The 21,856-nt window shown below is 46.2% G+C and carries 18 protein-coding genes; 5 read left to right on the top strand and 13 right to left on the bottom strand.

What is annotated here, in order from left to right; genetic code table 11:
- Positions 1 to 213: 213 nt before the first annotated feature.
- Positions 214 to 1,443 carry a serine hydrolase domain-containing protein gene (locus P3339_RS11930; protein ID WP_282950596.1) on the top strand — a complete coding sequence of 410 codons (1,230 nt, stop codon included), beginning with the start codon at positions 214 to 216 and terminating at the stop codon, positions 1,441 to 1,443.
- A gap of 401 nt (positions 1,444 to 1,844) precedes the next feature.
- On the opposite strand, the gene P3339_RS11925 is transcribed toward P3339_RS11930, so the two are convergent.
- Positions 1,845 to 2,852 (bottom strand): aldo/keto reductase, encoded by a 1,008-nt coding sequence (locus tag P3339_RS11925; protein WP_282950595.1) that lies wholly within the window; start codon positions 2,850 to 2,852, stop codon positions 1,845 to 1,847.
- Between the two features lie 237 nt (positions 2,853 to 3,089).
- On the opposite strand from P3339_RS11925, the gene P3339_RS11920 reads away from it, so the two are divergent.
- Positions 3,090 to 3,995, top strand: a complete 906-nt coding sequence (locus P3339_RS11920; RefSeq protein ID WP_282950594.1) for a LysR family transcriptional regulator — start codon at positions 3,090 to 3,092, stop codon at positions 3,993 to 3,995.
- 205 nt (positions 3,996 to 4,200) lie between these two features.
- Here P3339_RS11920 and P3339_RS11915 read toward each other — a convergent pair whose 3' ends face one another.
- Positions 4,201 to 4,503: a hypothetical protein gene (locus P3339_RS11915; RefSeq protein WP_282950593.1), complete on the bottom strand. Its 303-nt coding sequence runs from the start codon at positions 4,501 to 4,503 to the stop codon at positions 4,201 to 4,203.
- Between the two features lie 106 nt (positions 4,504 to 4,609).
- Between P3339_RS11915 and P3339_RS11910 the strand changes: the two genes are divergently transcribed.
- Together P3339_RS11910 and P3339_RS11905 are read left to right on the top strand one after the other, a co-directional pair.
- A complete protein-coding gene (locus P3339_RS11910; RefSeq protein WP_282950592.1) occupies positions 4,610 to 5,140 on the top strand; it encodes a LysR family transcriptional regulator in 531 nt (176 codons plus the stop codon).
- A complete protein-coding gene (locus P3339_RS11905) occupies positions 5,119 to 5,514 on the top strand; it encodes a LysR substrate-binding domain-containing protein (protein WP_282950591.1) in 396 nt (131 codons plus the stop codon). Before P3339_RS11910 ends, P3339_RS11905 begins: the two co-directional genes overlap by 22 nt.
- Before the next feature lie 54 nt (positions 5,515 to 5,568).
- Here the strand turns inward: P3339_RS11905 and P3339_RS11900 are convergent, their stop codons facing one another.
- The 5 genes from P3339_RS11900 to P3339_RS11880 all read right to left on the bottom strand — a co-directional run bounded on the left by P3339_RS11900 (position 5,569) and on the right by P3339_RS11880 (position 14,072).
- Entirely contained in the window at positions 5,569 to 6,780 is a 1,212-nt protein-coding gene (locus tag P3339_RS11900; protein ID WP_282950590.1) for a DUF3179 domain-containing (seleno)protein, read from the bottom strand.
- 395 nt (positions 6,781 to 7,175) lie between these two features.
- The gene (dbpA, locus tag P3339_RS11895; protein ID WP_282950589.1) at positions 7,176 to 8,564 is read right to left on the bottom strand and encodes an ATP-dependent RNA helicase DbpA; all 1,389 of its coding nucleotides are present in this window, start codon (positions 8,562 to 8,564) and stop codon (positions 7,176 to 7,178) included.
- A gap of 252 nt (positions 8,565 to 8,816) precedes the next feature.
- Entirely contained in the window at positions 8,817 to 11,957 is a 3,141-nt protein-coding gene (locus P3339_RS11890) for an efflux RND transporter permease subunit (protein WP_282950588.1), read from the bottom strand.
- Positions 11,951 to 13,486: an efflux RND transporter periplasmic adaptor subunit gene (locus P3339_RS11885; RefSeq protein ID WP_282950587.1), complete on the bottom strand. Its 1,536-nt coding sequence runs from the start codon at positions 13,484 to 13,486 to the stop codon at positions 11,951 to 11,953. Before P3339_RS11885 ends, P3339_RS11890 begins: the two co-directional genes overlap by 7 nt.
- Positions 13,487 to 13,670: 184 nt before the next feature.
- Positions 13,671 to 14,072, bottom strand: a complete 402-nt coding sequence (locus P3339_RS11880) for a hypothetical protein (protein WP_282950586.1) — start codon at positions 14,070 to 14,072, stop codon at positions 13,671 to 13,673.
- Positions 14,073 to 14,578: 506 nt separating this feature from the next.
- On the opposite strand from P3339_RS11880, the gene P3339_RS11875 reads away from it, so the two are divergent.
- Positions 14,579 to 15,064 carry a hypothetical protein gene (locus tag P3339_RS11875; RefSeq protein WP_282950585.1) on the top strand — a complete coding sequence of 162 codons (486 nt, stop codon included), beginning with the start codon at positions 14,579 to 14,581 and terminating at the stop codon, positions 15,062 to 15,064.
- Positions 15,065 to 15,147: 83 nt separating this feature from the next.
- Here P3339_RS11875 and P3339_RS11870 read toward each other — a convergent pair whose 3' ends face one another.
- From P3339_RS11870 to P3339_RS11845, 6 genes are all read right to left on the bottom strand, one after another.
- Positions 15,148 to 16,137: an alpha/beta hydrolase gene (locus tag P3339_RS11870; protein WP_282950584.1), complete on the bottom strand. Its 990-nt coding sequence runs from the start codon at positions 16,135 to 16,137 to the stop codon at positions 15,148 to 15,150.
- A 129-nt stretch (positions 16,138 to 16,266) separates the two neighbouring features.
- The gene (locus tag P3339_RS11865) at positions 16,267 to 16,833 is read right to left on the bottom strand and encodes a DUF1993 domain-containing protein (protein ID WP_282950583.1); all 567 of its coding nucleotides are present in this window, start codon (positions 16,831 to 16,833) and stop codon (positions 16,267 to 16,269) included.
- 85 nt (positions 16,834 to 16,918) lie between these two features.
- Positions 16,919 to 18,085, bottom strand: a complete 1,167-nt coding sequence (locus tag P3339_RS11860; RefSeq protein WP_282950582.1) for an AMP-binding protein — start codon at positions 18,083 to 18,085, stop codon at positions 16,919 to 16,921.
- A gap of 23 nt (positions 18,086 to 18,108) precedes the next feature.
- A complete protein-coding gene (locus P3339_RS11855; protein WP_282950581.1) occupies positions 18,109 to 19,131 on the bottom strand; it encodes a methyltransferase in 1,023 nt (340 codons plus the stop codon).
- 234 nt (positions 19,132 to 19,365) lie between these two features.
- Complete coding sequence (locus P3339_RS11850; RefSeq protein ID WP_020415438.1) at positions 19,366 to 19,779, bottom strand: GNAT family N-acetyltransferase; 414 nt, start codon at positions 19,777 to 19,779, stop codon at positions 19,366 to 19,368.
- Between the two features lie 252 nt (positions 19,780 to 20,031).
- Positions 20,032 to 21,246, bottom strand: coding sequence for a CaiB/BaiF CoA transferase family protein (locus P3339_RS11845; RefSeq protein ID WP_282950580.1), 1,215 nt, complete (start codon positions 21,244 to 21,246; stop codon positions 20,032 to 20,034).
- Positions 21,247 to 21,856 lie beyond the last annotated feature (610 nt).

The following is a 21,856-nucleotide window of genomic DNA, read 5'->3' as shown; positions in this document are numbered from 1 at the left end:
GTGTGTTTTTCTATTCATGACTAAAAGACTCTTTGATCGATTTGACTATTTCTTTGGTCTGCACCCTATACAGAACAGTTTTATTGTATTTGAAGAAACATATAGGAAATTCACAGTAATTGCAGTTCTCGAAACTGTATTTACTTAAACAAAATTGGAAATATCTCTATGCCAAAAAATCTAAAATCAAGAAGGCGCGGTGGAATATATTTTATGGCCTGGAGTGCAGCTTTGATCTTGGTAGTGGGTAATGTTTCTCCCTCATTTGCCAAATCCGAGGTAACACTCAATGATTTTTATCGTCCGTTCGATCTTTCTGAAATCAATCAGAATAATATGCAAAGTTGGCCTTACTATAGATATACGTCCATGCATTGGGATGAGTATGGTATTTTCGGTACAGTACATATCATGGAGGCAGAAAAACCCGCCAAGCTGGAGGTCGTTAAAGAGCCCTTTAATATAAGTTTGGATATTCGTAAGGGATGGCCTTTCGTTGAGTCACTAACTGCGACGCAAACCAAAGGTTTCCTGGTTATGAAGGGTAACCAAATTATTGGAGAGTTTTATGATAATGGGCTTGATCACAATCAAACTCAGCTTTTGCAGTCTTCTTCTAAAACTTACGCAGGGGTCATTATTTCAAAGCTGATTGATGAAGGTAAGATCGACCCCAATCAGTCGATTGAAAGCTATTTACCTGATTTTGTCGGTTCAAAAATTGGCAAAGCCAAAGTCCAAGAAGTACTTGATATGACCTCCGGCCTGCTGCCCGCTACGGATTATCATGTGCCCGGAGGTGAAGCCTTCTTATTTGAGATCGAACAAGGATTAAAGCCAGGCAAACCAACGGGGCATCGTAAGGCTATCAGGAATGCTAAGGTCCAGAATAAACCGGGTGAAGTATATACTTACAATGATAAAAATACCGACCTATTGGCCATACTAGCAGAGGAAGTTTCGGGGCACCCATTCAACAAGCTTCTTTCGGATCTCTTTAATGACTTTGGAGCAAATAGTTCTGGCTCCATTGCCTTAACGGTTGATGGAACCGCTAGCCCTTCCTATGGTATCAGTACCACCCTGCGCGACTATGCACTTTTTCATCAGTGGATCGCCCAGGGAAAGGCTCCAAAGAGCTTCTATGATTCTGTAAAGAATCTTGACAAAGACCTTCTTGGAAAATCAGAAAGTGGCAAGTCCCTTGCTAATGCACTGGGAACGCCTGTGGCATATGGTTCTCAAGCCTGGTATTTACCTGAATATAATGTCATCTACACTGCGGGTTCCTATGGGCAGTATGGGTTTAGTGATCTCAATAGTGGAATGTCTGTGGTCTTTATGCAGGACTGGGAAGACAATGCTGTACCCCAAAAATTAGTTGAAACAGTGGATCGTGCTAAATTCCTTATTAATAAGCTAGGAAAACAAAAAGGTTCTTAGCACAAGATTAATGTATCAACAATGCTTCACGCTTCAATTGATAATAACCTTGGGAAGAATGACAGAACTAGTTGAGAGTAAATCTAACTCTATTTTTTAAGAATAGGTCAGGTTAAAATCAGTACTTCAACTGGACTGCTTAATATTAATTTAAATATAAAGTTATCAGTGTAAATCAAACTGAGATTGTAATTGTTACATTATGTGGTGTTTGTGTTGGTTTGGTTTTAGTGCTTCAGACTTGATCTGACAGTTATCATTTTTCATGTGATGGTCCGCCAGCTCAAGTCTGAATTAATCCAACATAGTGATACGAGATGCAGTCAGGCTATAAGATGAGTCATCCTATCAGTTGCCACACGCGCCTCTTCTCGCTTAGCTATTTATGCTAATCCTTATTCTCAAGTTGGTAGAGGAGCAGATTCATCGACAAGTTTTTCTTGACGTAGTTCTTGCCATAGTGTCTCTGGAATATTGGTTTCGAGAGCCTCAACATCCTCTTTGATCCTGCTAGGTTTACTCGCACCTGGTATAACTGCAGCTATAGCCGGATTAGCCAGAACAAACTGCAATCCAATAGCCTTAGTGCTGACTCCATACCTATCACCAATTGCTTTGATTTTAGAAACTTTCTGAACTATGTGCTTTGGTGCTGGCGCGTACTCAAAATTTGGTCCCCCAACCAAGGCTCCTGAACTATAAGGACCTCCGGCCACGATACTGAGGTCGCGTTCTATCACCTGGGGTATAACTCTCTGAAGAGCTCGAGAATGATCCAACAGGCTGTAGCGGCCAGCTAGTAAGAAGCCATCGGGGCGAGGTTCCTCAAGATCAAGAAGTATCTCAATCGGCTCCACTCGGTTTACTCCCAGGCCCCAGGCTTGAAGTACGCCTTCATCACGCAGTTTATCAAGAGCCCTGAAAGCACCTTTTCTCGCGCTTTCAAATATGCCAAGCCATTCGTCACCATAGAAATCCTGGGCTACATCGTGAACCCATGCAATCTCAATATGATCGGTTTTTAAGCGCTTGAGGCTATCTTCTATCGAGCGCATTGTTGCATCGTATGAATAGTCATTAACTATCTTATTGGGGCGGCCATACTTGAAAATATCACGCTTATCTCCAAGTTCTCTGCCGCCACTATCTTCAACTTCATCCAATATCAAGCGGCCAACTTTGGTGCTGATTACATAGTCTTCGCGTGGGAATCCAGATAGCGCCTCACCCATGCGAATCTCGGCGAGTCCGGCCCCATAGAAAGGGGCATTGTCAAAGTATCTGATGCCGCAATCCCAGGCTGACTCTACAGTTGCCAAGGCCTCAGATTCTGGAATCTGGCGAAACATATTGCCAAGAGGTGCAGTACCAAAACCGAGTTTACTGGGTAAAAGATTTCTCAATTTCACTTTGAACTCCCATCAATCAAATTCATAAATTTTGAAGGTTTTGACTAATTGGCCAGCCTGTTAAGAGTCCCAGACTAACCTGCTACTCCGCTTAACCATGCAATCTGTAAAGCGCTTCTGATTACTAGCACTTGTGCGACAGCAGTCAACGGCAGTGGCTTGAGGGGCTAGTCTGCTCTAGTTGCTTTTGATGAAAAAGCCGTCTATAAGCAATAGACTATTGATTTGGAGTCAACAATGAAGATCACCCTTCAAGAATTACAGGTATTTACCACTGTGGTAGATACGGCTTCGATCACTTCGGCTGCCGATAGGCTAGAGCAGACTGTATCTGGGGTAAGCCGTGCACTCGCCCGCTTGGAGAGTAAACTGGAATCGACATTGCTTCAGCGCACTACACGGCGTTTGAAACTCACTGAAGAAGGGCAGGCTTTCCTTAAATATGCTCGGGATATTCTCATCTCAGTGGAGGAGGCTGAGGAGCAAATGGCGGCTCGTCAAAAGCAACCCTCAGGTCTTCTGCGTATAGACGCTGCCACACCATTTATGCTGCATGTAATAGCACCATTGATAAATAGCTTCCGTGCTAAATTTCCCCAGATAGAGCTGGAGCTAAACAGTAATGAGGGAATAACTGATTTGATAGAGAAGCGAACTGATGTGGCATTTCGTATTGGGAAACTTCAGGACTCAACATTACATGCCCGCTCAATAGGGACTAGCAAAGTCCGAATACTTGCTAGCCCTGGCTATTTACAACAGCATGGTACTCCAGAGAGTGCAGAAGAACTTGGCCAACACGTATTACTTGGTTTTACAAAGCCCGAATCCCTTAACAAATGGCCGCTTTATGAACGAAGCGGAGATAAACTGCAGATTAAGCCAACGATGGCTTCATCTAGTGGGGAAACTTTACGGCACTTAGCCCTCTCAGGTGCAGGGATCGTTTGCTTATCTGATTTTATGACTCAGAGGGATCGTCATGCTGGGCGATTGGTGCAGCTATTCTCAGATCAAACTGTAGAAGTCAAACAATCCATTAATGCAGTTTATTACCGTAACACCGCGCTTTCATTACGAATTACCAGTTTTATCAACCATATTGTTGAAGAACTGGGTAAGCAACCATTTGATAAGGTTTAACCGCAGACATCCTCACCTAACACTCAAATAATCCACGGATTCCCAAAATACATAGTCCACAGGGTATTATCTATAGTTGTTAACAGTAATTAGACTTCTGCTATTGGTGGTTGCTTGTTAGAGTGACATATTGCTACGTTACCGTTGGCGACTATTTTTTGTACGACAAAGATTGGTTTGAAGATTGAGCCATTGGCATGGCTCATTAAAAGCCAAAATTCAGAATTCCATTATAGTCTGCTAGGTAATTTTGATGACTATGTATGGCGTGTTGAACCAGTCCTCTATTGTCTATTTGATAAATAGCTGCACCACATTGATTACAAAAACCATATTCTTTTACTGGTCCAGACTCAAAAGAGTAAGTATTGAGCCGCTTTGATGGATCTTCAATCATTGCTGGATTTGAAGCCTCAACAAAGCTTATTCCACGACCTGTCTTTGGAGAGATTGAGCTATTGAAAAGTTTGTAATGGATGGCCCCACAGTGACAAGTTAAGTTGTTCATCGATTTATCTCCGGAGTGGATTGGTATGGGTTTAGAGTTTACTATTTGGCAGGTCTCGATAAAGATTATCAGCAGAAAGTCATAATTAGCTTTAAGGAAACAGTCGGTGCGGCGGGAATATGATAAGTACCACTTGATTAGTGTCTTTTGTGCCGTAGTGGATCATGGCTCCCTAAGTAAAGCTGCTAGCCACTTGGGATTATCAGCGCCAACTGTGAGCAAGACTTTGGTACAATTGGAGAAAGTGTTGGGCCAGGTATTGTTGAACCGAACTACCAGAGCACTTTCTCTTACAGAAGCAGGCAGGCTTGTATACCAGAGCGGCCAGAAGATACTCAGTGCATTTACTGACCTGGAAGATCAGGTCGCTGAGATTGGTAGTCTTGATCGTGGTAAGTTACGCATTACTTTCCCTGAAACCATAGGGAAAACTGTGTTTAGCAAGATCTGCAATGATTTCCAAAAAGAGTACCCTGACTTTAGTCTCGAGTTAATTTTTACTCCCTTTCTCATGGATATGATTGAGGATGATATTGATATAGCCTTTCGCGTATCTGAATCATTACCAGATAGTCAGTTTTTTCTCTACCACTGCTCAATATATATCCTGTATTCGTGGCATCACCCGAATATTTAGCGAAAAATGGGTGCCCGCATTCAATAGGCGAACTCAGTCAACATAACATGTTGCTGACGAGGCTAAATGGCCTTGAGGATGGATGGTTGATTGATGGGAAATATTACCAATTCAAAGGCAACTTAATTTCCAATGAAACTTACCATACCCGCTCTGCGGCATTGAATGGTAATGGTATCGCTATTTTACCCTCTTATTTCTGTAAGAAAGATATTCAAAGAGGCAGATTAATAGAGTTACTCCCTGAACTGGAAAGAAAAGATAAAACGGTAGGAGCCCTGTACAAAGTGAAACGTAAAGGTTCTAAGAAAATTGATATTTTTTTGAGTTTTGTGGAATCCAAACTGCAAGAGTCAGATGTAACCATGTGTTAAAAATAGTAAACCTGGTAGTATATTAGACCGATGTTGCTTCTTGTTTAACTGTTATCAGGAGCTGGCTTTCTGAGTGGGTATGCGATTTACATCTGTTTCAGGGAAGAAATTTTGCCAGACAACCCAGTAAGCTTCAGATTTCATCGTTTCAACGCGTTCTAACTTCCCCACGTTACTCTCTCCGCCGAACTGTACATTAGAGATCTGGCTACCATTGTCATTATAATATGCACCAACGCTATCGAGGTCTGAATGGTAAACGATAACAATATCCCGGCCACCGATTTCTACGTTTAATAGTCCACCATGATCCTTAATGAAATCTTTTGTATAAGCTACATAGTCTTCGCCGATATTCACACCGTAAATTTTAGTTTTATTCGGCAACCTATTATTAAATTTCTTAATGGTAGGAAACGCAGGTTCCTCTTTTTTAGCTTGATCTGAGATTGCGTGAGTGAAGATCATATGCATCAGGCGATCGAAGATGGCTAAAAATGGGTTGTCGGTAAAATTTGGTATTGGGTTTAGAAATATTTTCCCATTGGGAAACGCTTTCTCAAAAGCCCACAACGGCATCCGATAGCTGGGCCATTCGGGCATCCTCGGCCCTTTAGGGCCTGCATCTTCACGGGTGCCCCAAAACTGCTGAATTGGCTGCCCGGTCTTTTTATCCCACATCACCAAGTTATTCTCGATCTGGGTCATAACGCCTAAATCCAGGGCTTCCCCATCAATTTCGGGTGTGTAGGCAATTCCCATATTGGTCAGGCCACAATAGGTCATTACCACATTTTCACCAGCTAGCCCTTCCTTTGTACCGGCCACATGTGGCCGAAGAATGTGGTCATCAGGGTGACCTCTAGCTTCGCCGTTAGCGTCAATTACTATCAGGCTGGTACCGGGGGATAGGCTCTCTTGGGCCTCAGCTATGGAAAAATAGCGCGCATTATGTTGTTGCGCGCGCATCATAATAGAGGGGTTGATATACCCAGAGTAGAAGGCGAAAGCAGACAGGGCACTGATGATCCAGAAAATGACATCAGAGCCAGCGCCAGAAAACCATAGCGTCAGTGCTGATACCAACCATAATATCCCTGCGGCAGTAGCAATCTTGTGCCTCCGATAGAAGGTCCACATTGTCGCTTTACGAGGAGTTTGCACAATCCACTGGCTAAGATCTGCGAGGTCGCGAAACAGACGTAGGCTTAGATAAGGGCAACCCAGTAATGATAACCAGTGGATACACTGAATAAGAAAGGCCATGGATAAAGTCCCTGACTAAACCATCAGAATACCTGGCAGAACACCTCGTCGAAAAACAGGATGACTCTGCCTGACAATCCCTGAATCACTAGGGTAGTAGAGGAGCAGGCATTAAGCGCGGGGCTTTGTGGGCACTGGTGTTCTCACAGTACCCTGCGATTATGATCGCTCCAGTTGATTGAATGCAATGCCTGGTAAAAAGACCTATCGTGGAGGTGAATTGCATCTTCCTTCGTGAGATTTCCATTGCCAAAATACCTGGGACATCTCCAGCAGCACCAGCGACCGTAGTTTTAGTGCCTGCTACCATCGGTGTAGCAATGCGTTCTTCTACTTATGTTGACTAGTAACGTGCCGCCGGCCTATAAAAGCATCATTCAATTATGTTAAATGAATTATCCTCGAATACGCCGTACCCGGAATTTACGCCCCTTCAGCTTTCCGTTTTCAATTTTCTTTAGTGCTTGTGCTGCCACATTGCGTTTAATCGCAATATAAGCCGTCTGATCCAGCACGTTTATCTTGCCAACATCTTTTCCATTTATCGGACGATCGCCGCCGGTCAGCGCACCCAGGATATCGCCGGGGCGAACTTTCTGTTTCTTGCCGCCATCGATCTGCAGGGTAGCCATCGGTGCCTGGAAAGGAGGTTCACTCAATATGCTGGCTGGTGGTGGTGTATCTGGGTCGGATAGTGGGTCCTGGGTTAGTTCCATACGAACCAGTTTGTGGCCTTCCTTCTCGGCAAAAAAGGAGTAAGCGCAACCGCGCTCACCGGCACGGCCGGTTCGTCCGATGCGGTGGGTGTGCACTTCCGGATCTTTGGCGATATGAAAGTTGATAACGGCATCCAGCTTGTCGATATCCAGGCCGCGTGCCGCCACATCGGTAGCTACCAGAATAGAGGCGCTGCCATTGGCGAAACGAATCAGCGTTTCGTTACGTTGGCGCTGTTCCATATCACCATGGAGGGCAAGGACATTAAAACCTGCCTGTTTCAGGTTATCGGCCACCTCATCGGTTTCACGTTTGGTATTACAGAAAACCAGAGTATTGATCGGCCGATCATTCAGTAGAATACGGCGGGTCATCTCCAGCCGATCGTCGAAACTCTCAGTTCGGTAAAAACGTTGCTCGATTACCTCATCACTGTGCGCAGAATCAACCTTAACCATCACTGGTTTTTGCATCACACGCGCGCTGAGCCGTTCGATTTCATCGGGATAGGTGGCGCTGAATAGTAACGACTGCCGTCCAGTAGGCACCTGCGCCAGAATAGTATCGATAACTTCCTGAAATCCCATATCGAGCATCCGGTCAGCCTCGTCAAAGACCAGCGTATCGACATGCTCTAAGGAGAGTGTTCCCTTGCGCAAGTGCTCTTCGATACGCCCCGGAGTACCAACGATGATATGGGCACCATGTGTGAGGGAGCCAATCTGTGGGCCGAAAGGCATGCCGCCGCAGAGAGTGAGAATCTTAATGTTGTGAATTGCCCTCGCCAGTCGGCGCAGTTCATGGGCAACCTGGTCTGCCAGCTCACGTGTCGGACACAGGATCAGCGATTGAACCCGAAACCGGCCGACATTGAGCCGTTGCAGCACCCCCAAACCGAAAGCCGCAGTTTTTCCGGAACCGGTTTTTGCCTGGGCGATAACATCTTTGCCATCCAGCATGATCGGGAGCGTCTTGGCCTGAACCTCGGTCATGGATTTGTAGTTGAGTGACGCCAGGTTTTTCAGCAGGGCGGGGTTTAGGGGGAGGTCGGAAAAAGGTGTGGTCAAGGTAAATCCTGGAGTCGTTAAATGTCAAATAGGCGCATTACACAAGCAGCCGGTAAAGTGAATTTCACTTTCTTAGCATTTGTTGTCGCTGCAATTTTACAGTCTGGGCAATACAAATTTTGTAAGGAATTTTAACAGTTAACCCCGGGGAAACCTATGAATCACCTTTTTCCAGCCTAAGGAACTCACATCCAGATTACCTTCCTACGAGAGGAGTTTTGGGGCACCGCATAAATCCGGTCCCCCAATTTACTAGCGTCGGCTTTGCTTACCTTCGCGGGCCTTCCATTGGTAGAACACTCCGGGCATTACTAACAGCACAAATAGCAGTGTGGTTATGGTGCCGCCCACCATGGGCGCTGCAATCCGTTTCATAACGTCTGCGCCGGTGCCATCGGAAATCATCACTGGTATCAATGAAATTAACAGTGTCAGGCTGGTCATTAGCATCGGGCGAATACGTCCGGCTGCTGCTTGGGCAACAGTCGCAGTATTGCCGCGCTCAGAGTTATTTCCGGCGGCAGATAAGTAGTGCAGCATTAATAACCCCATCTCAGCGGCGAGACCAGCCATGGCAATCATGCCGACCCATACAGCAACGCTCAGTTTGTAGTCGAGCAGGTACAGCAGCCAGAAGGCGCCGATCAGTGCCATTGGCATGGCGGTGAGCACAAACAGGGTGTCGGACAGCCGGCCGCGATGCAGGTATAAAAGGAAGCATACAGCCAACAAAGTCAGGGGTACCAACCATTGCAGGCGGGACTTGGCGCGCTCCAGGTATTGGTATTGGCCGGCCCAGGCGATACGTTGGCCTGGAACCAAGTTAACCTGGTCGGCGACAACCTGCTTTGCGCGATTGACATAATCTGCGACGCCGATATCGCTTTTCAGGTCGACAAAAACCAAGCCAACTAGTTGCCCATCCTCATTGCGAATCATGGGTGGGCCGGTTCGGAAATCCAAATCAGCCAGTTGGTTCAAGGGCACCTGGGAGCCATCAGAGGCGGGGACCAGGATTTGTTCCAGCTGTTCGGGAGTATCCCGATAGTCGCGGGCATAGCGCACCAGTACATCGTAACGTTCGCGGCCTTCAATGGTTTGGGTTGCGGCCAGGCCGCCCGCTGCTGCGGCAATCACATCCTCGATATCCTGCACATTTAGGCCGTGGCGGGACGCCCGCGCGCGATCAATATCAAAGTCCAGGAAGTATCCTCCGGTTAGGCGCTCGGCGAAAACACTACGGGTTTGTTCCGCAGTGCGCTGGTCGCTGCGCAAAGCCTCTTCGATGGCCAAAGCAGTCTGCTCAATTTCCTCCAGGTTATCTCCAAAGACTTTAATCCCCAGCTGGCTGCGAATCCCTGTGGCGAGCATTTCAGTACGGGTTTGGATTGGCATCCACCAGATATTGGGCATACCGGGGTAGCGCAGCTTTTCATCCATTTCCGCCAGCAGCTGGTCCCAGGTCATACCGGGGCGCCATTCATTCTTGGGTTTTAGGGTAATCACTGTCTCCACCATGGATAGTGGTGCAGAGTCAGTAGCACTATTGGAGCGGCCAATTTTGCCAAAGACACGCTCGACTTCCGGAAAGGTTTTCAGTTCTTCATCCATTTGCTGCAAAACTTTTCCCGCTTCGGTAACGGACATTCCGGGTAGCGCGGTAGGCATATACAGGATACTGCCTTCATTGAGCGGCGGCATAAATTCACCGCTCAACTTGCTGATGGGGTAGGCCACGGAAACCAGAGCTAATACTGCGAGAGTGGCTACAACTTTGCGTTGCCGTACGCAGAAGTGAATCACTGGCTGCAGTGTATGAACTAGGGCGCGGGAAATTGGGTTTTCCCTGGTGCGAATTTTCCCGCGCATTAGCAGTACAGCGAGGGCTGGGATCAAGGTGATTGCCAATAGGGCGGCGAAAGCCATGCTGTAGGTTTTGGTATAGGCGAGGGGTTTGAATAATCGGCCCTCGGTAGCTTCCAGTGCGAATACCGGCAGGAAAGAAACCGTGATAATAATCAGGGAGAAGAAAATACTCGGTCCGACTTCCTGCATTGCCCGAACGATTAGCGTTCTTTTCTCGCCCGGAGATAACTCCTTATCGCCATCGGCTGCCAGCTTTTTGTGGATGTTATCCACCATTACCACTGCCGCATCCACCATGGCACCGATGGCTACGGCAATGCCTCCCAGAGACATAATGTTGGCGGTAAGCCCTTGTAGGGACAGTGGAATAAAGGCCAGTAAAACAGCAATCGGTAGAGTGATTACAGCTACCAATGCGGAGCGGGCGTGGAGCAGGAAAATAGCGATCACGGCGGCGACCACTAGCATCTCTTCAATCAGGGTGTTTTTGAGATTGTCGATCGCGCTATTAATCAATTGTGAGCGATCGTAGGTCACTACCAGCTCAACGCCTTCCGGTAGGCCTGCACGGATTTGCTCGATACGCTCTTTAACTCTCTCAATAACCTTTAGGGCATTTTCACCGTAGCGCATCACTACGATGCCACCTACGGTCTGGCCCTCGCCGTCCAGTTCGGCAATGCCGCGCTGCATTGCGGGCCCCAGGGTGATATCCGCTACTTGATCCAAGGTTACCGGAATCTTTGCCGCATTGACCCCGATCACTACCTCTTTGAGATCATCGATGCTGCGGATATAGCCGCGCCCTCGCACCATGTGTTCGTGGCCTGCGATCTCCAGTACCCGCCCTCCGGTATCGTTGTTACTGCGGCGAATAGCCTCGACCACTTTGCCAAGTGGGACCTTGAACATCTGCAAGCGATGGGGGTCGATTTGGACCTGGTACTCCTTTTCGTAGCCGCCAATCGAGGCGACCTCGGCAACGCCCTCGACAGAAGTTAGCCAATAGCGCAATTTGAAATCCTGCAGCGCGCGCAGCTCTTGCAGGTCGTTGTTACCGCTTCGATCAACCAGTGCGTACTGGAACACCCAGCCGACTCCAGTGGCATCGGGGCCTAGAGTAGGCTGAACATCCTCTGGGAGTTGGTCGGCTACCTGGTTGAGGTACTCCAGAACCCGTGAACGGGCCCAGTAAATATCCGTGCCATCTTCAAAGATGGCATAGACAAAACTGAGACCGAAAAAGCTTTGGCCCCGCACATATTTGACCTTGGGCAGCCCTAGCATTGCGGTGGAAAGCGGGTAGGTGATTTGATCCTCCACCAGATCCGGGCTGCGACCTGGCCAGTCTGTCATCACGATCACCTGGGCGTCAGACAGGTCCGGAATAGCATCCAGGGGAACACTGGTTAGCGCCCGATATCCGGCCAGGGCGGCGATAGCAACAAGCATCAGAGTGATCCCGGGCTTACCGGCACAGGCCCCAATAATTCGGGCAATCAGCCCTTTGGGTTCGGAATTTACCATTGTTGTACCCCTGATTTGAGGCGGCTTTCTGCCGCGATCAGGAATACCCCAGAGGTGACAATTTTATCCCCAGCCTGGAGGCCAGAACGAATCACAATTCGTTCGCTGTCACCGTAACCAGTGCGTACCTGTACGGGCTCCAGACGGCCCTGGCCCAGGTCCCGAAAGACGATACGCTTCTTACCGGAAATCAGCACTGAATCCCTGGGTACCACCAGGAGATTTCCCAGCTCGGCACTCAACATGATGTCCGCAAACAGCCCTGGCCGAAGTTCACCGTTGGTATTGGGCAGGGTCACACGTAACCGTGCACTGCGGTTGCTGTGATTCAGGAAAGGGTCAATCTGGGTGAGAGTGGCTGGGATTTCCTCATGGTAGACGTTGGTTAGACGCACCTTGGCCGGCATCCCTTTTTCTATCAGCGGCAGCTGATCTTCGTAGGCGTGGGCTTCAATCCAAACCTGGCTGAGGTCGGCAATACGAAGGAGGTTGTCCCCCTTTTTGAATGCAGAACCCGCAACGATGTTCCTCTCAATAATGACACCACCGGCAGGTGCGAAGATCGGGATATAGTCCTGAGCTTTTTGCTGTTCAACCAGCCAGTCGATTTGCTCTTCTGATAGTCCCCACAGAAGCAGGCGCCTTCGCGCCGCTTTCTCCAAGGCATCGCCACGGCGGCGCGCTTTCAGATATTCATCCTGGACGGCGAGTAGCTCCGGGCTGTAAACAGAGAACAGTACTTCGCCACGCTCAACCTGCTTGCCTTCAAAATCCGCATCCAACTCACCAATCCAGCCGTCGAAGCGCAGGCTGATATCCCGCAAACGGGTTTCGTCATAGGTCACCTGGCCGTGCAGGTGGATGGGTAGGGTGAAAGGCTGTCGTTCGACGATGCCGGTTTTGATGCCAATAGCTTGGCGCCGACCGCTATCTACCACGATGCTGCCACTTTCGAGTTCATCGTGGCTAACTGGCTGGAGGTCCATACCGCAGATGGGGCAGGTACCGGGCTCTGCAGCGCGCACAGAAGGATGCATGGCACATGTGTAGTAAGCAGTATCGGAGGCTTCCGGTGCTGACTTTAAGCGCAAGCCTTTGCGATTGGTGCTCATGTCAAAGGCCAGGTCTACATGGCGATCGTGGCCAGTTGCCACATCAACCACCATGGGCCAAGAGCCTACCATGGCTAGCTCTATCTCCCCTGAGAATACTCCGGGGCTGGTTTCATAGACTTCGGCTTGAGCACGCATTGCCGGCATGGCACCCATGGCAGGCATCTCAGCCACTGCGCGGACTTCAGCGCCTGTAACTGGCCGGTTCTCCATATCTCTCACTTCAATACGAATCTGGTTCTTGCCAGCGCGAGGCTGCAGTGGGTCCACGGATACCGCAATCCGGAAAGGGCCAGCAGGAATAAACTCCACACTGTCGGATACAACCAATCCGGCTGTTTTCTTCCAATAGAAAGCGGTACCGACCGCCAGAAATACAGCGAAAGCAACTAAGCCCAGCATTTTTGAGCGGCTCATAATACACCTCCAGAAAAGGAAGTGATGAGTATTTGGGCGCCAAAGGCACCGACCATTTCTTTGCTACTGGGGGTAGCAATGGCTTGTTGGGAAATCAAAGGGTTCACTCCTGGAACAATCTTTCTGAAGCCCGTCAGCAACAATGAGGCTGCGGGATATTTCGCACATCAGAGAGAGGGAGTGATCAGATACGCAAGCGCAGAGTTTCAAGCCAGGTACGATTACCTGGAGAGGCATGAGAAGAAAGGGGTTCGAAGTCAGGTGATTCCGCTGGCGGAGCCAAAATCTGGGGCCACCGATAGGATGGCGGAGGTGCTAACTGGGGTAACTCAAGGTTCAGGAAGGCGGCAGTGAGAGCGACTTCATGGTCATCTAATGAGGTCTTGAGGGAGACCTGGGCATCATACTCGCAGCAATCTTCATCTGATTGAGAGCCTTTGGCCAAGTGGTCACAACAGCATTCTGCTGCCGGCTCCGGGCTATCCATCATTTCGCAAGCGAGCACGGTCTGCACCTGGAACATCAGCAGGAGCAGGGCCGCCATTGCAACTAGCTTGGCGCGGAATGTGGATGGGTAGCTCTTCATTACCTATAAATCATACAACAAGGACAGTCTGTTCGACAAAGGCGAGATAATCGAGCCCATTTTGTAACTCTAGGGCCTATGACACTAAGTAAAGGAAACGGTAGTGCGCATCCCGTTAGGGTAAATGGTTCTGCCGAGGGCTCAAGGAGCTGTAATGACTCTCGTCAATTTTGTAGAGGTCCCTCTTAGACTGCTTTCGATTGGGCTGTAAAAAGCCCAAGGAGCCGATATCGACTGGTTAAAGCCAATCTCAAAACGATATGAAGGAAAAAGGATTTGCAGTGGCGAAAAATTAGGTACTCTTCAAACACCAGTCAGGGCTTCTAGCTTCCCGCATTGAGACACTTGGGTTTTTCATTCTTGATTATACTTACCTATGATTGATAACTCGCTTATTGATCATGTGGCAAGGCCTTGATTTTGTGGTAGTAACAATGGCTGGAAGATGGATCTTAACTTGTCTTGTCGCATTTCTCTTTTCACTGCCCGCCCTATCTGAAGACTTTGTGACCGAACCACAAAACTACAGTCCAATCGCGAAAATGACTGATCTTTGGTTGAGGGGTGAAATATCCAGAAGGCAGATCAGGGAATTGGCCCTACGAGGGCGATATGTAAACAACTCTGAAGCCAACAATGCCTATGTATCCTTTTATCTTGATAATATGCAGATAGTGGCTCGCGGAACTTCTGTGTCTGGGCGCTCTGCGCAAATCAATATTCAAGTTAATGAATCCAAATTTGACCTGGATTATGATCTTGTATCAATGCACTTACTCATAAACGGACATGGTAGTGGCCTATCCAACGAACAAAAGTTCCTCTTGATCGTTATGAGTTACCGGCTGGCGGCGGAAGGGTGGAGCAAATCTTTGGGAGTAGATCAGATGGAGAAAAGCCTTATCTACCGCACACTGAATTATCTTTCCAAAATGCCGACAGACTACAAAATGTGGGGTATGGCTAAGGAGATCCAATATCCATTGCATTAAAGTACAATTCTTATGCTCCCAATAAAAATTTCAATGGGGCAATTGCTGATTCAATGACTTTAGAAAGTATTCTGGCCCTAAAGTTAATATGCGCTATTTGTATTGAGCCACTTGATAACTGCATTATGCTCGTTCTGTCCTATTGTAGTCATACTCAAGTGATTCCTATTGTGAACTTGGATTAACTCGAGATTTTTTTTATTTAGGCCCTTATAGTTGCTGTAAGGAGAAATACGATCTGAATCTGAGGATATTAAAAGCACAGGGACCTTTGAGGACTTTATAAGAGATAATATGTTTGTTTGATCCAGGTCAATATTCGATTTTTTCAGAGCTAAGGTAGCACTTTTACGAATGTCTTTCTCTGGGATAATTCTGCTAAGCAATGGGTGACTAACCCTCGCGTAATTATATAAGGCCTGATCAAATTGGAGCATGGGCGCTAATAAAATAGCCCCACTGATATCTACTCTCATATTAGAGATGTATGCAGCTGTTAATGCACCCATTGAACTCCCGACAATATATATATCTTCATCCTTGATTACTCCTTCTTCGATCAGTTTATCGATAAGGGAGTTAATATACTTACTATCATCAACCCCATATTTTTTGTTACCACTTGAGTCACCATGGCCGAGAAGATCTGGGACAACAACCTGGAATCCAAGAAAGCGAAAATATAGTGCTGAATTCAGCATGAACTCTTTGGAAGCACGAAACCCATGTAATAAAAATACAGTGCCAGAAAATGTCTTTTCTAAAGAATCCCTATTTAAATTAAGGTTTACAATACTTTCATTGCCATCTGTCTCAAACTTGACAGAGTATTGAAGTTTTTGTTTGTTTAAAGGTGGTCCATAATAATAGCTGATGCAAACATCTTTTTTTGCTGGGCAATACCTCTCCTTATTGAAACCTAAATCTTCAATTTTCTCTGTGGTGATTATTTCAGTAAAAGGAAAGCTCTCTGAGCTTTCTATAAGGCTGGCAATTCTTTGAGAGCAGGCAATAAGGGCCGGGCATAATATGATGGCGGCGAATAGTATATTTAAATTAATTCTAAATTTCATTGTTATACTATTTTATATTTTCCTATTGACGATTTTGGTGTTTAATTTTGGTCTGTAAGTTAAGCAATTCTTTTGTGAAAAAGTGTGAGATATACAGGAGTTTCTGATAAATGCTTGAATAGTTATATATTAATCGTGTTCAGGATGGTAGATCCTAAGATAAGTAAATGCATGCTGGACATAGTCCGCTTTTCCAAGATCAATCTTCTTTGCCCTTAAAATGGCATATGCTGTATTAAGATGAAAATAGAATTGGGGAAGGGCCCAATCTCTCGCATATTGCTCGCCTGTCATATCGAAAGTCATTCCATTTGGAAGCTCTAATTCGATCATTTGATCAGTACACATATCAAGCGCACCGGGTTCAAGACTGCGCAGAACTGTTAGTGCTTCGTTGATTCGTGTGCAAGCTGCTGAAATAGAACCTGGTTGAGCCCCTGCATTCTGACCTTCGCGTGCTAAGTGGTCTAAATGGTCGGGAAAAAGCTCTCTTCTCAAGCGAAATTGGGCCTCTTGAGCTTGCAGGCACGCAAAGCGTATTTGGGATGAAAGAGGGTACATATCCGGTGTGAGTCTGGCAGACAGCAACTCTTGAGCCTCTTTTTCAGGGAGCTGCTTACAGGCCTTATCCAGCCAGCTCGATAAAGCCTGTAACATTTGTATATATGTGGGTATAAGGAGGCTTGATAGTGACATGGTCATTTTCCTTTTACATTAAGGGTAGCTCCTTATCAATTAAACACAGTACTCCCCCTACATTGAGCACTAAAACCAGAGAGGTCTATTTATTGCTATCACTTATATGAACGATGGGAGGCACTTTGTTAGTCCTTTTGACTCTCCTCAGCCTTTCAACTTGCTTTACGATAAAGGCTCCAGGGTATTGCTGTGCAACCGATGCCAAGTTGTGAATCCTTGTCAACACTCGATTACGAATCACTTCGGGATCGGCGCTGCCGGTAAATATCAATGTAAGCTCGCTTGCAGATTTACGTGTTTCCCCATTTTGGGTGAGAACCAGCTGGGCCTCCTCCACGTCATTCTCCCTTGTAGCGATATCAAGTATTTGCCCAATACTTAATAGTGCACTACATAGGCTCACATCATCGTCTGCACGCCCCTCAACCAGTAACGCTCTTGGGCGGCCACACCGACAAGTGGTTTGCTGTATTAAATCTCCTAAGCGATAGCGTATTAATGGCACCGTCCAGTCGTTACCTATCCGGGTGAGTAATGCACCCTGCTCGCTCGGCTCAATGAGCTGTCCTTCAAGCAAATGATACTTTTCCAAGTCACATTTTGGCGTGTTTATTGCAATACTATTGGTTTCCACGGAGCCGTAATCACACCAGAAGCCAGCGTTTGGAAACACGCTTTGTACAGTATCGTATTTGGCTTTCGTCCAGGGTTCAGCCATCCAAATGATCGTATGGATAGGGAGATTACCGCCTGAGTTTTTTAGCCCCTGGGCGAAGTCGGCGAGGCCTGTAGGTGCGCCAGCTAGTGTATTTACGCCAACATCTTGTAATACTTCTAACCAGGCTGTGAGTTCCGATGGGATAAATGGGCCCGTGGGTGCGCTTACTGACTGGCTTTTCTCGGCAAGGGTCTGGATAAAATAGTGGGCTCCCCACAAGCGGCCGGGATTGAAGAGGTTTAGTACTACGCTGTCTGGCCCAAGAGGTCTCCATTCCCTTAGGAGTCTCGCAGTAGCTTGGTGATAGGGAGTGTAAGTAAGTTTGGGTTTTCCGGTCGTACCTCCACTAGACATCAAGATTGCGCCGGCCGTAATTGCATTCGCTTTTGATACCTGGAGAATTTCTTCGGGGCCGCTGATGTGAAGGTCTTCAATTTTTGAGGCGGAATCCGGCACAGTCAAAGCGCCAAGCCGGGAAAGTTTTTGAGCCTGTGATAAGACTTCTTGCCAGTCTAAATGCCCAATGGACATTAGAATCTCTCCCATTGTTTAAGTTACGGCTTTATAGCTGAGACTACGGCAAAATACCCAAGTGCTTTATGACATTGAGGGTTCTCAAATCCTGCTTGATTAAGTAACTGGAATAGTTCCTCTAAAGAGAGGAGTTGCGCTCCATGATTCATGAAAAGATGAAAACTAAATAAAACTGGAGTAAGTTTGGTTATATTAAAGAGCATGTCATGAATAAGGACACTACCGCCTTTTGGCAAGGCCGCGTAAGCCTTACTCAATAGCTCTATGCTGGTGTCTGGTTTCCAATCGTGCAGCACATTGCTAAAACAGACCCCATCGCAACCAGTTGGCCAATCTTGCTTGAAGAAATCTCCCTCTACTATGCTTATCTGTTGCTTCTTAGCAAACTTATCTACATATTTTTTGGCTGTCATACAGACAGGAGCAAGATCAAAAAGAAGAGCATTGCGTTCCGGATATGCATCACAAAATGCCAATGCGATAGTGCCTGACCCAGCACCAGCATCGAGTAAGGTTTGAATATTGCTAAAGGCACCATTCTGAACCGCTGAAACAGCTGAGGCAAAACCTTGTGAGTGCATCAGGTGGGTGAAAGCCGCCGCTGAATCACCATCCATTTCATCATGTCGCCACATATCTGTTACAGAGCGACCCCTGCATTCAAGCTCGTATTCATGTTTCAGGCTGGTGAGAATCTTTTTATTAAGATGGTTTACATTATAAATATTGAACGGATCCAGGAGAACTTCTCCCCAGTAGTACTGGCTATTCCTATCCAGATACTGCTTGGCGAGTTCCGTATTTTTTAATTGATTGCGTGTAACATTGATATACCCTAAGTGTTGAAGCAGCAAGATAAACAGGTAGATTCCTTTACGGCTTAATTGCAGTTTGTTGCTCAGCTTCTCGCAGGTATCAAAGCCACCGTCAATAAGCCCAGTTATATCAAGCTGAGCTGAGACCATCAGGCAGGCAAAGGTGTAATTACCCATTAAGAGGTCCCACATTGGGGCATCTGATGTTGTAGGCGCTTTTATTTGCATCAGGCTATCCTTTTTGTCAGTAGGTGCCCAAATTCACAAGATAAATTAGCCTAAACAGCTGAAACTTTCAGTGAAGTTATCTCAATTAGATGTCTCCAGCTGAAGATAGGGATCATTTGATTAATTTTCCGTCAATGACAGTCAATAGGGCGACCGCTCCTTGATACTTATCCTTGTGTTCAAGTTTGAGTGAATCTGGGATGGCACTATGCCAGCCCTCTTTATTTGCTCAGACTACAGCTCCTTGACCATAAAGTACTTACATCCTTCTTTAGGGTATCCCTCTTGAACCCACTTAACTTCATAGCCCTGATTTTTATAGAATGGCATGGCCTGGAAGTTCAAAGTATCTAGTAAGCATTTTTTACAACCACGTTGTTTACCGGATATCTCAATTTTGCTCAATAGTTGGCTACCAATATTTTGCCCCCTTAGCTCTTCAGATACCCACAAAGTGTCTAGTAATAGCCAATCACCGAATGACCTTGCGGCTGCTCCGGCTATCACTTCACCAGAGGCATTTCTAATCTGAACAGCAAGGGGAAGCCTTTCTTTAACTTCCCAGTTTCTCCAGTTGAATTCATCAAGTTTTTTATCCAGAAAGTCGATTAATTCTTGTGCTGGGTTTTCAAGTACTTCTATATCCATTGTGATTGCCTTCCGGGCCAGAGTATAAGTTGAAAAAATTTTAGTTAATTTTTTCCGTATTTAATAAAGTTTGCTCTAAAAAATCAATCTTGATTTTGACTGCACCTGAAAGGAATACTGCCTGAAATAGCCAACCATTTAAAATAATTTTTACATGAACTGTGCTTAAGGTAATCAAGGATATGCGGAACAGGTCTCCTAATTGTAAAAGTGGTCAAGTTGATATAGATTCGATGTTGTTGTGAATTTACTTTATTGGCAAAAGATAACTCCAGCTTTTTGGAGATTGTTGATTTCTTTCTCTGTTATTCCAGCTTCAATTAAAATGTTTCGTGTATTCTCACCATAAAGAGGTGCTGTCTGGAATTCCACCGAGGGCGTACCCGGTATAGAAAAAGGCGCACAGAGGAACTCAATACTTTTGCGATCTGTACTACGGGAGTAGGGAACAGAGAGAATTTTATCGTTGTTGCGGACGTAGGGGTTGTCCAGGGCTTGTGCAATATCATAAACGGGTGCGCAGGGAACCTTACCTTCCATCTGGGCAGCCCAGTTAGCATTTGTTTTCTTCTGGAAATGATTGTCAAGCGATGCCGTTAGCTCCTCCCGGTGCTTCATTCTACTCTCGTTGGTTAGAAAACGTGCATCGTGCTTAAGAGAATCATCCCCCAGTTCTTGGCACAGAATCTCCCAGAACTTCTGTGTTAAACAAGCTACATAGAACCAGCCATCGGCGGTTTTTACCAATTGGCACGGTGCTTGTGATGCGTGTGCGGAGCGAGGCTGCTTTCCTGGAACTATCCCCTCATTGAGAAACCATAGGCCTTGATAGCACAAGCAGTTCAGTGCAACATCGAACAAGTTAGTATCAAAGTCGCCACCTTTTCCTGTAATTTCGGTACGCAGCAGTCCTGAGACTGTACACAGGGCGGCATACACGCTGCCTAATAAATCAACAACAGATACACCAACTTTGGTAGGTATTGATCCCGGCTCGCCGGTTACAGACATCCAGCCTGTTTCAGCCTGCATAAGGAAGTCATAGCCAGGCCAACTTTTCCTTTCATTGTCCCGGCCATACCCTGAAAGATGTGTACAAACGATTCTCGGGTTGACGACTTTTAACTTCCTATAAATAACTCCTAATTCTTCCGGCAGGGAACCGCGGAAGTTATCGATTACTGCATCTGATTTCTCAACAAGACTGAGAAAGACCTTTTTCCCCTCTGCCGACCTGATATCCAGGGCCAGGCTCTTCTTATTGTGCAAAGTAGACTCGCCAGATTCATTATCTTCCTGACTCTCATCAAGGAATAATGTGCCCATTCTTCTTAAGGGGTTCCCACTTTGTTTGGGATCCTCAATATTAATTACTTCGGCGCCCAGCATGGCTAACAGAGTGCCATGGAAGGAACCTGCTCCCCAGGTTTCGAAGGAGAGAATGCGCTTATTTTTTAGCGGCAACATGATGGAAATTTGAACTCTCAGGCAGTAAATGGCACACTTTTGCGGATTTTCGCAAAAGTAACTTGTATCGTTAGATTACTTATAGACCACAGTGTTTATAGATAGGCACGGACAACCCTCTAATTGCAACCTTGTGTCCAACCATCATTATCAATCTGTGGGTAAAACCCCAAGCAATAACAATAGGATACTCGATAGAATTTGTTTGAATAAAATAGTTTACCTGCTGGAATTGGGCAGCTTTTTCCAATCCTATGCCAGTATCTATATGCATCCTGGAGAAATGAATCTTTAAGTCTTTGCTCACTTCATCTCAGTAACTTTAAACTTTGTTAATTTATGTAAATAACTTTATTCTTTGGCTTTTATTTTAGTAGTTATTATTTAATTTTTAATATAGGAAGCTCGCACTGCTCGAAATAGCAATGCTAAATCATAGGTTAACTCTGTAAGTTTGAATGTTTATACCCAAAATGACCACGTATTTAGATGAAAATGACATTGAGTTCTTGGTAGTCATAGGTCAAATATGTACATAGGATGGCGTTAATATCAACCTTAAAGGGTCAGAAAATATAAGCAACTATTTGAAACAGGCTAATGATTGAAT

The organism is Microbulbifer sp. MLAF003, from assembly GCF_030012965.1.
Taxonomy (GTDB): Bacteria; Pseudomonadota; Gammaproteobacteria; order Pseudomonadales; family Cellvibrionaceae; genus Microbulbifer; species Microbulbifer variabilis.
Note: the sequence above shows the minus strand (reverse complement) of the source record. Positions and strands in the feature narration are given on the sequence as shown.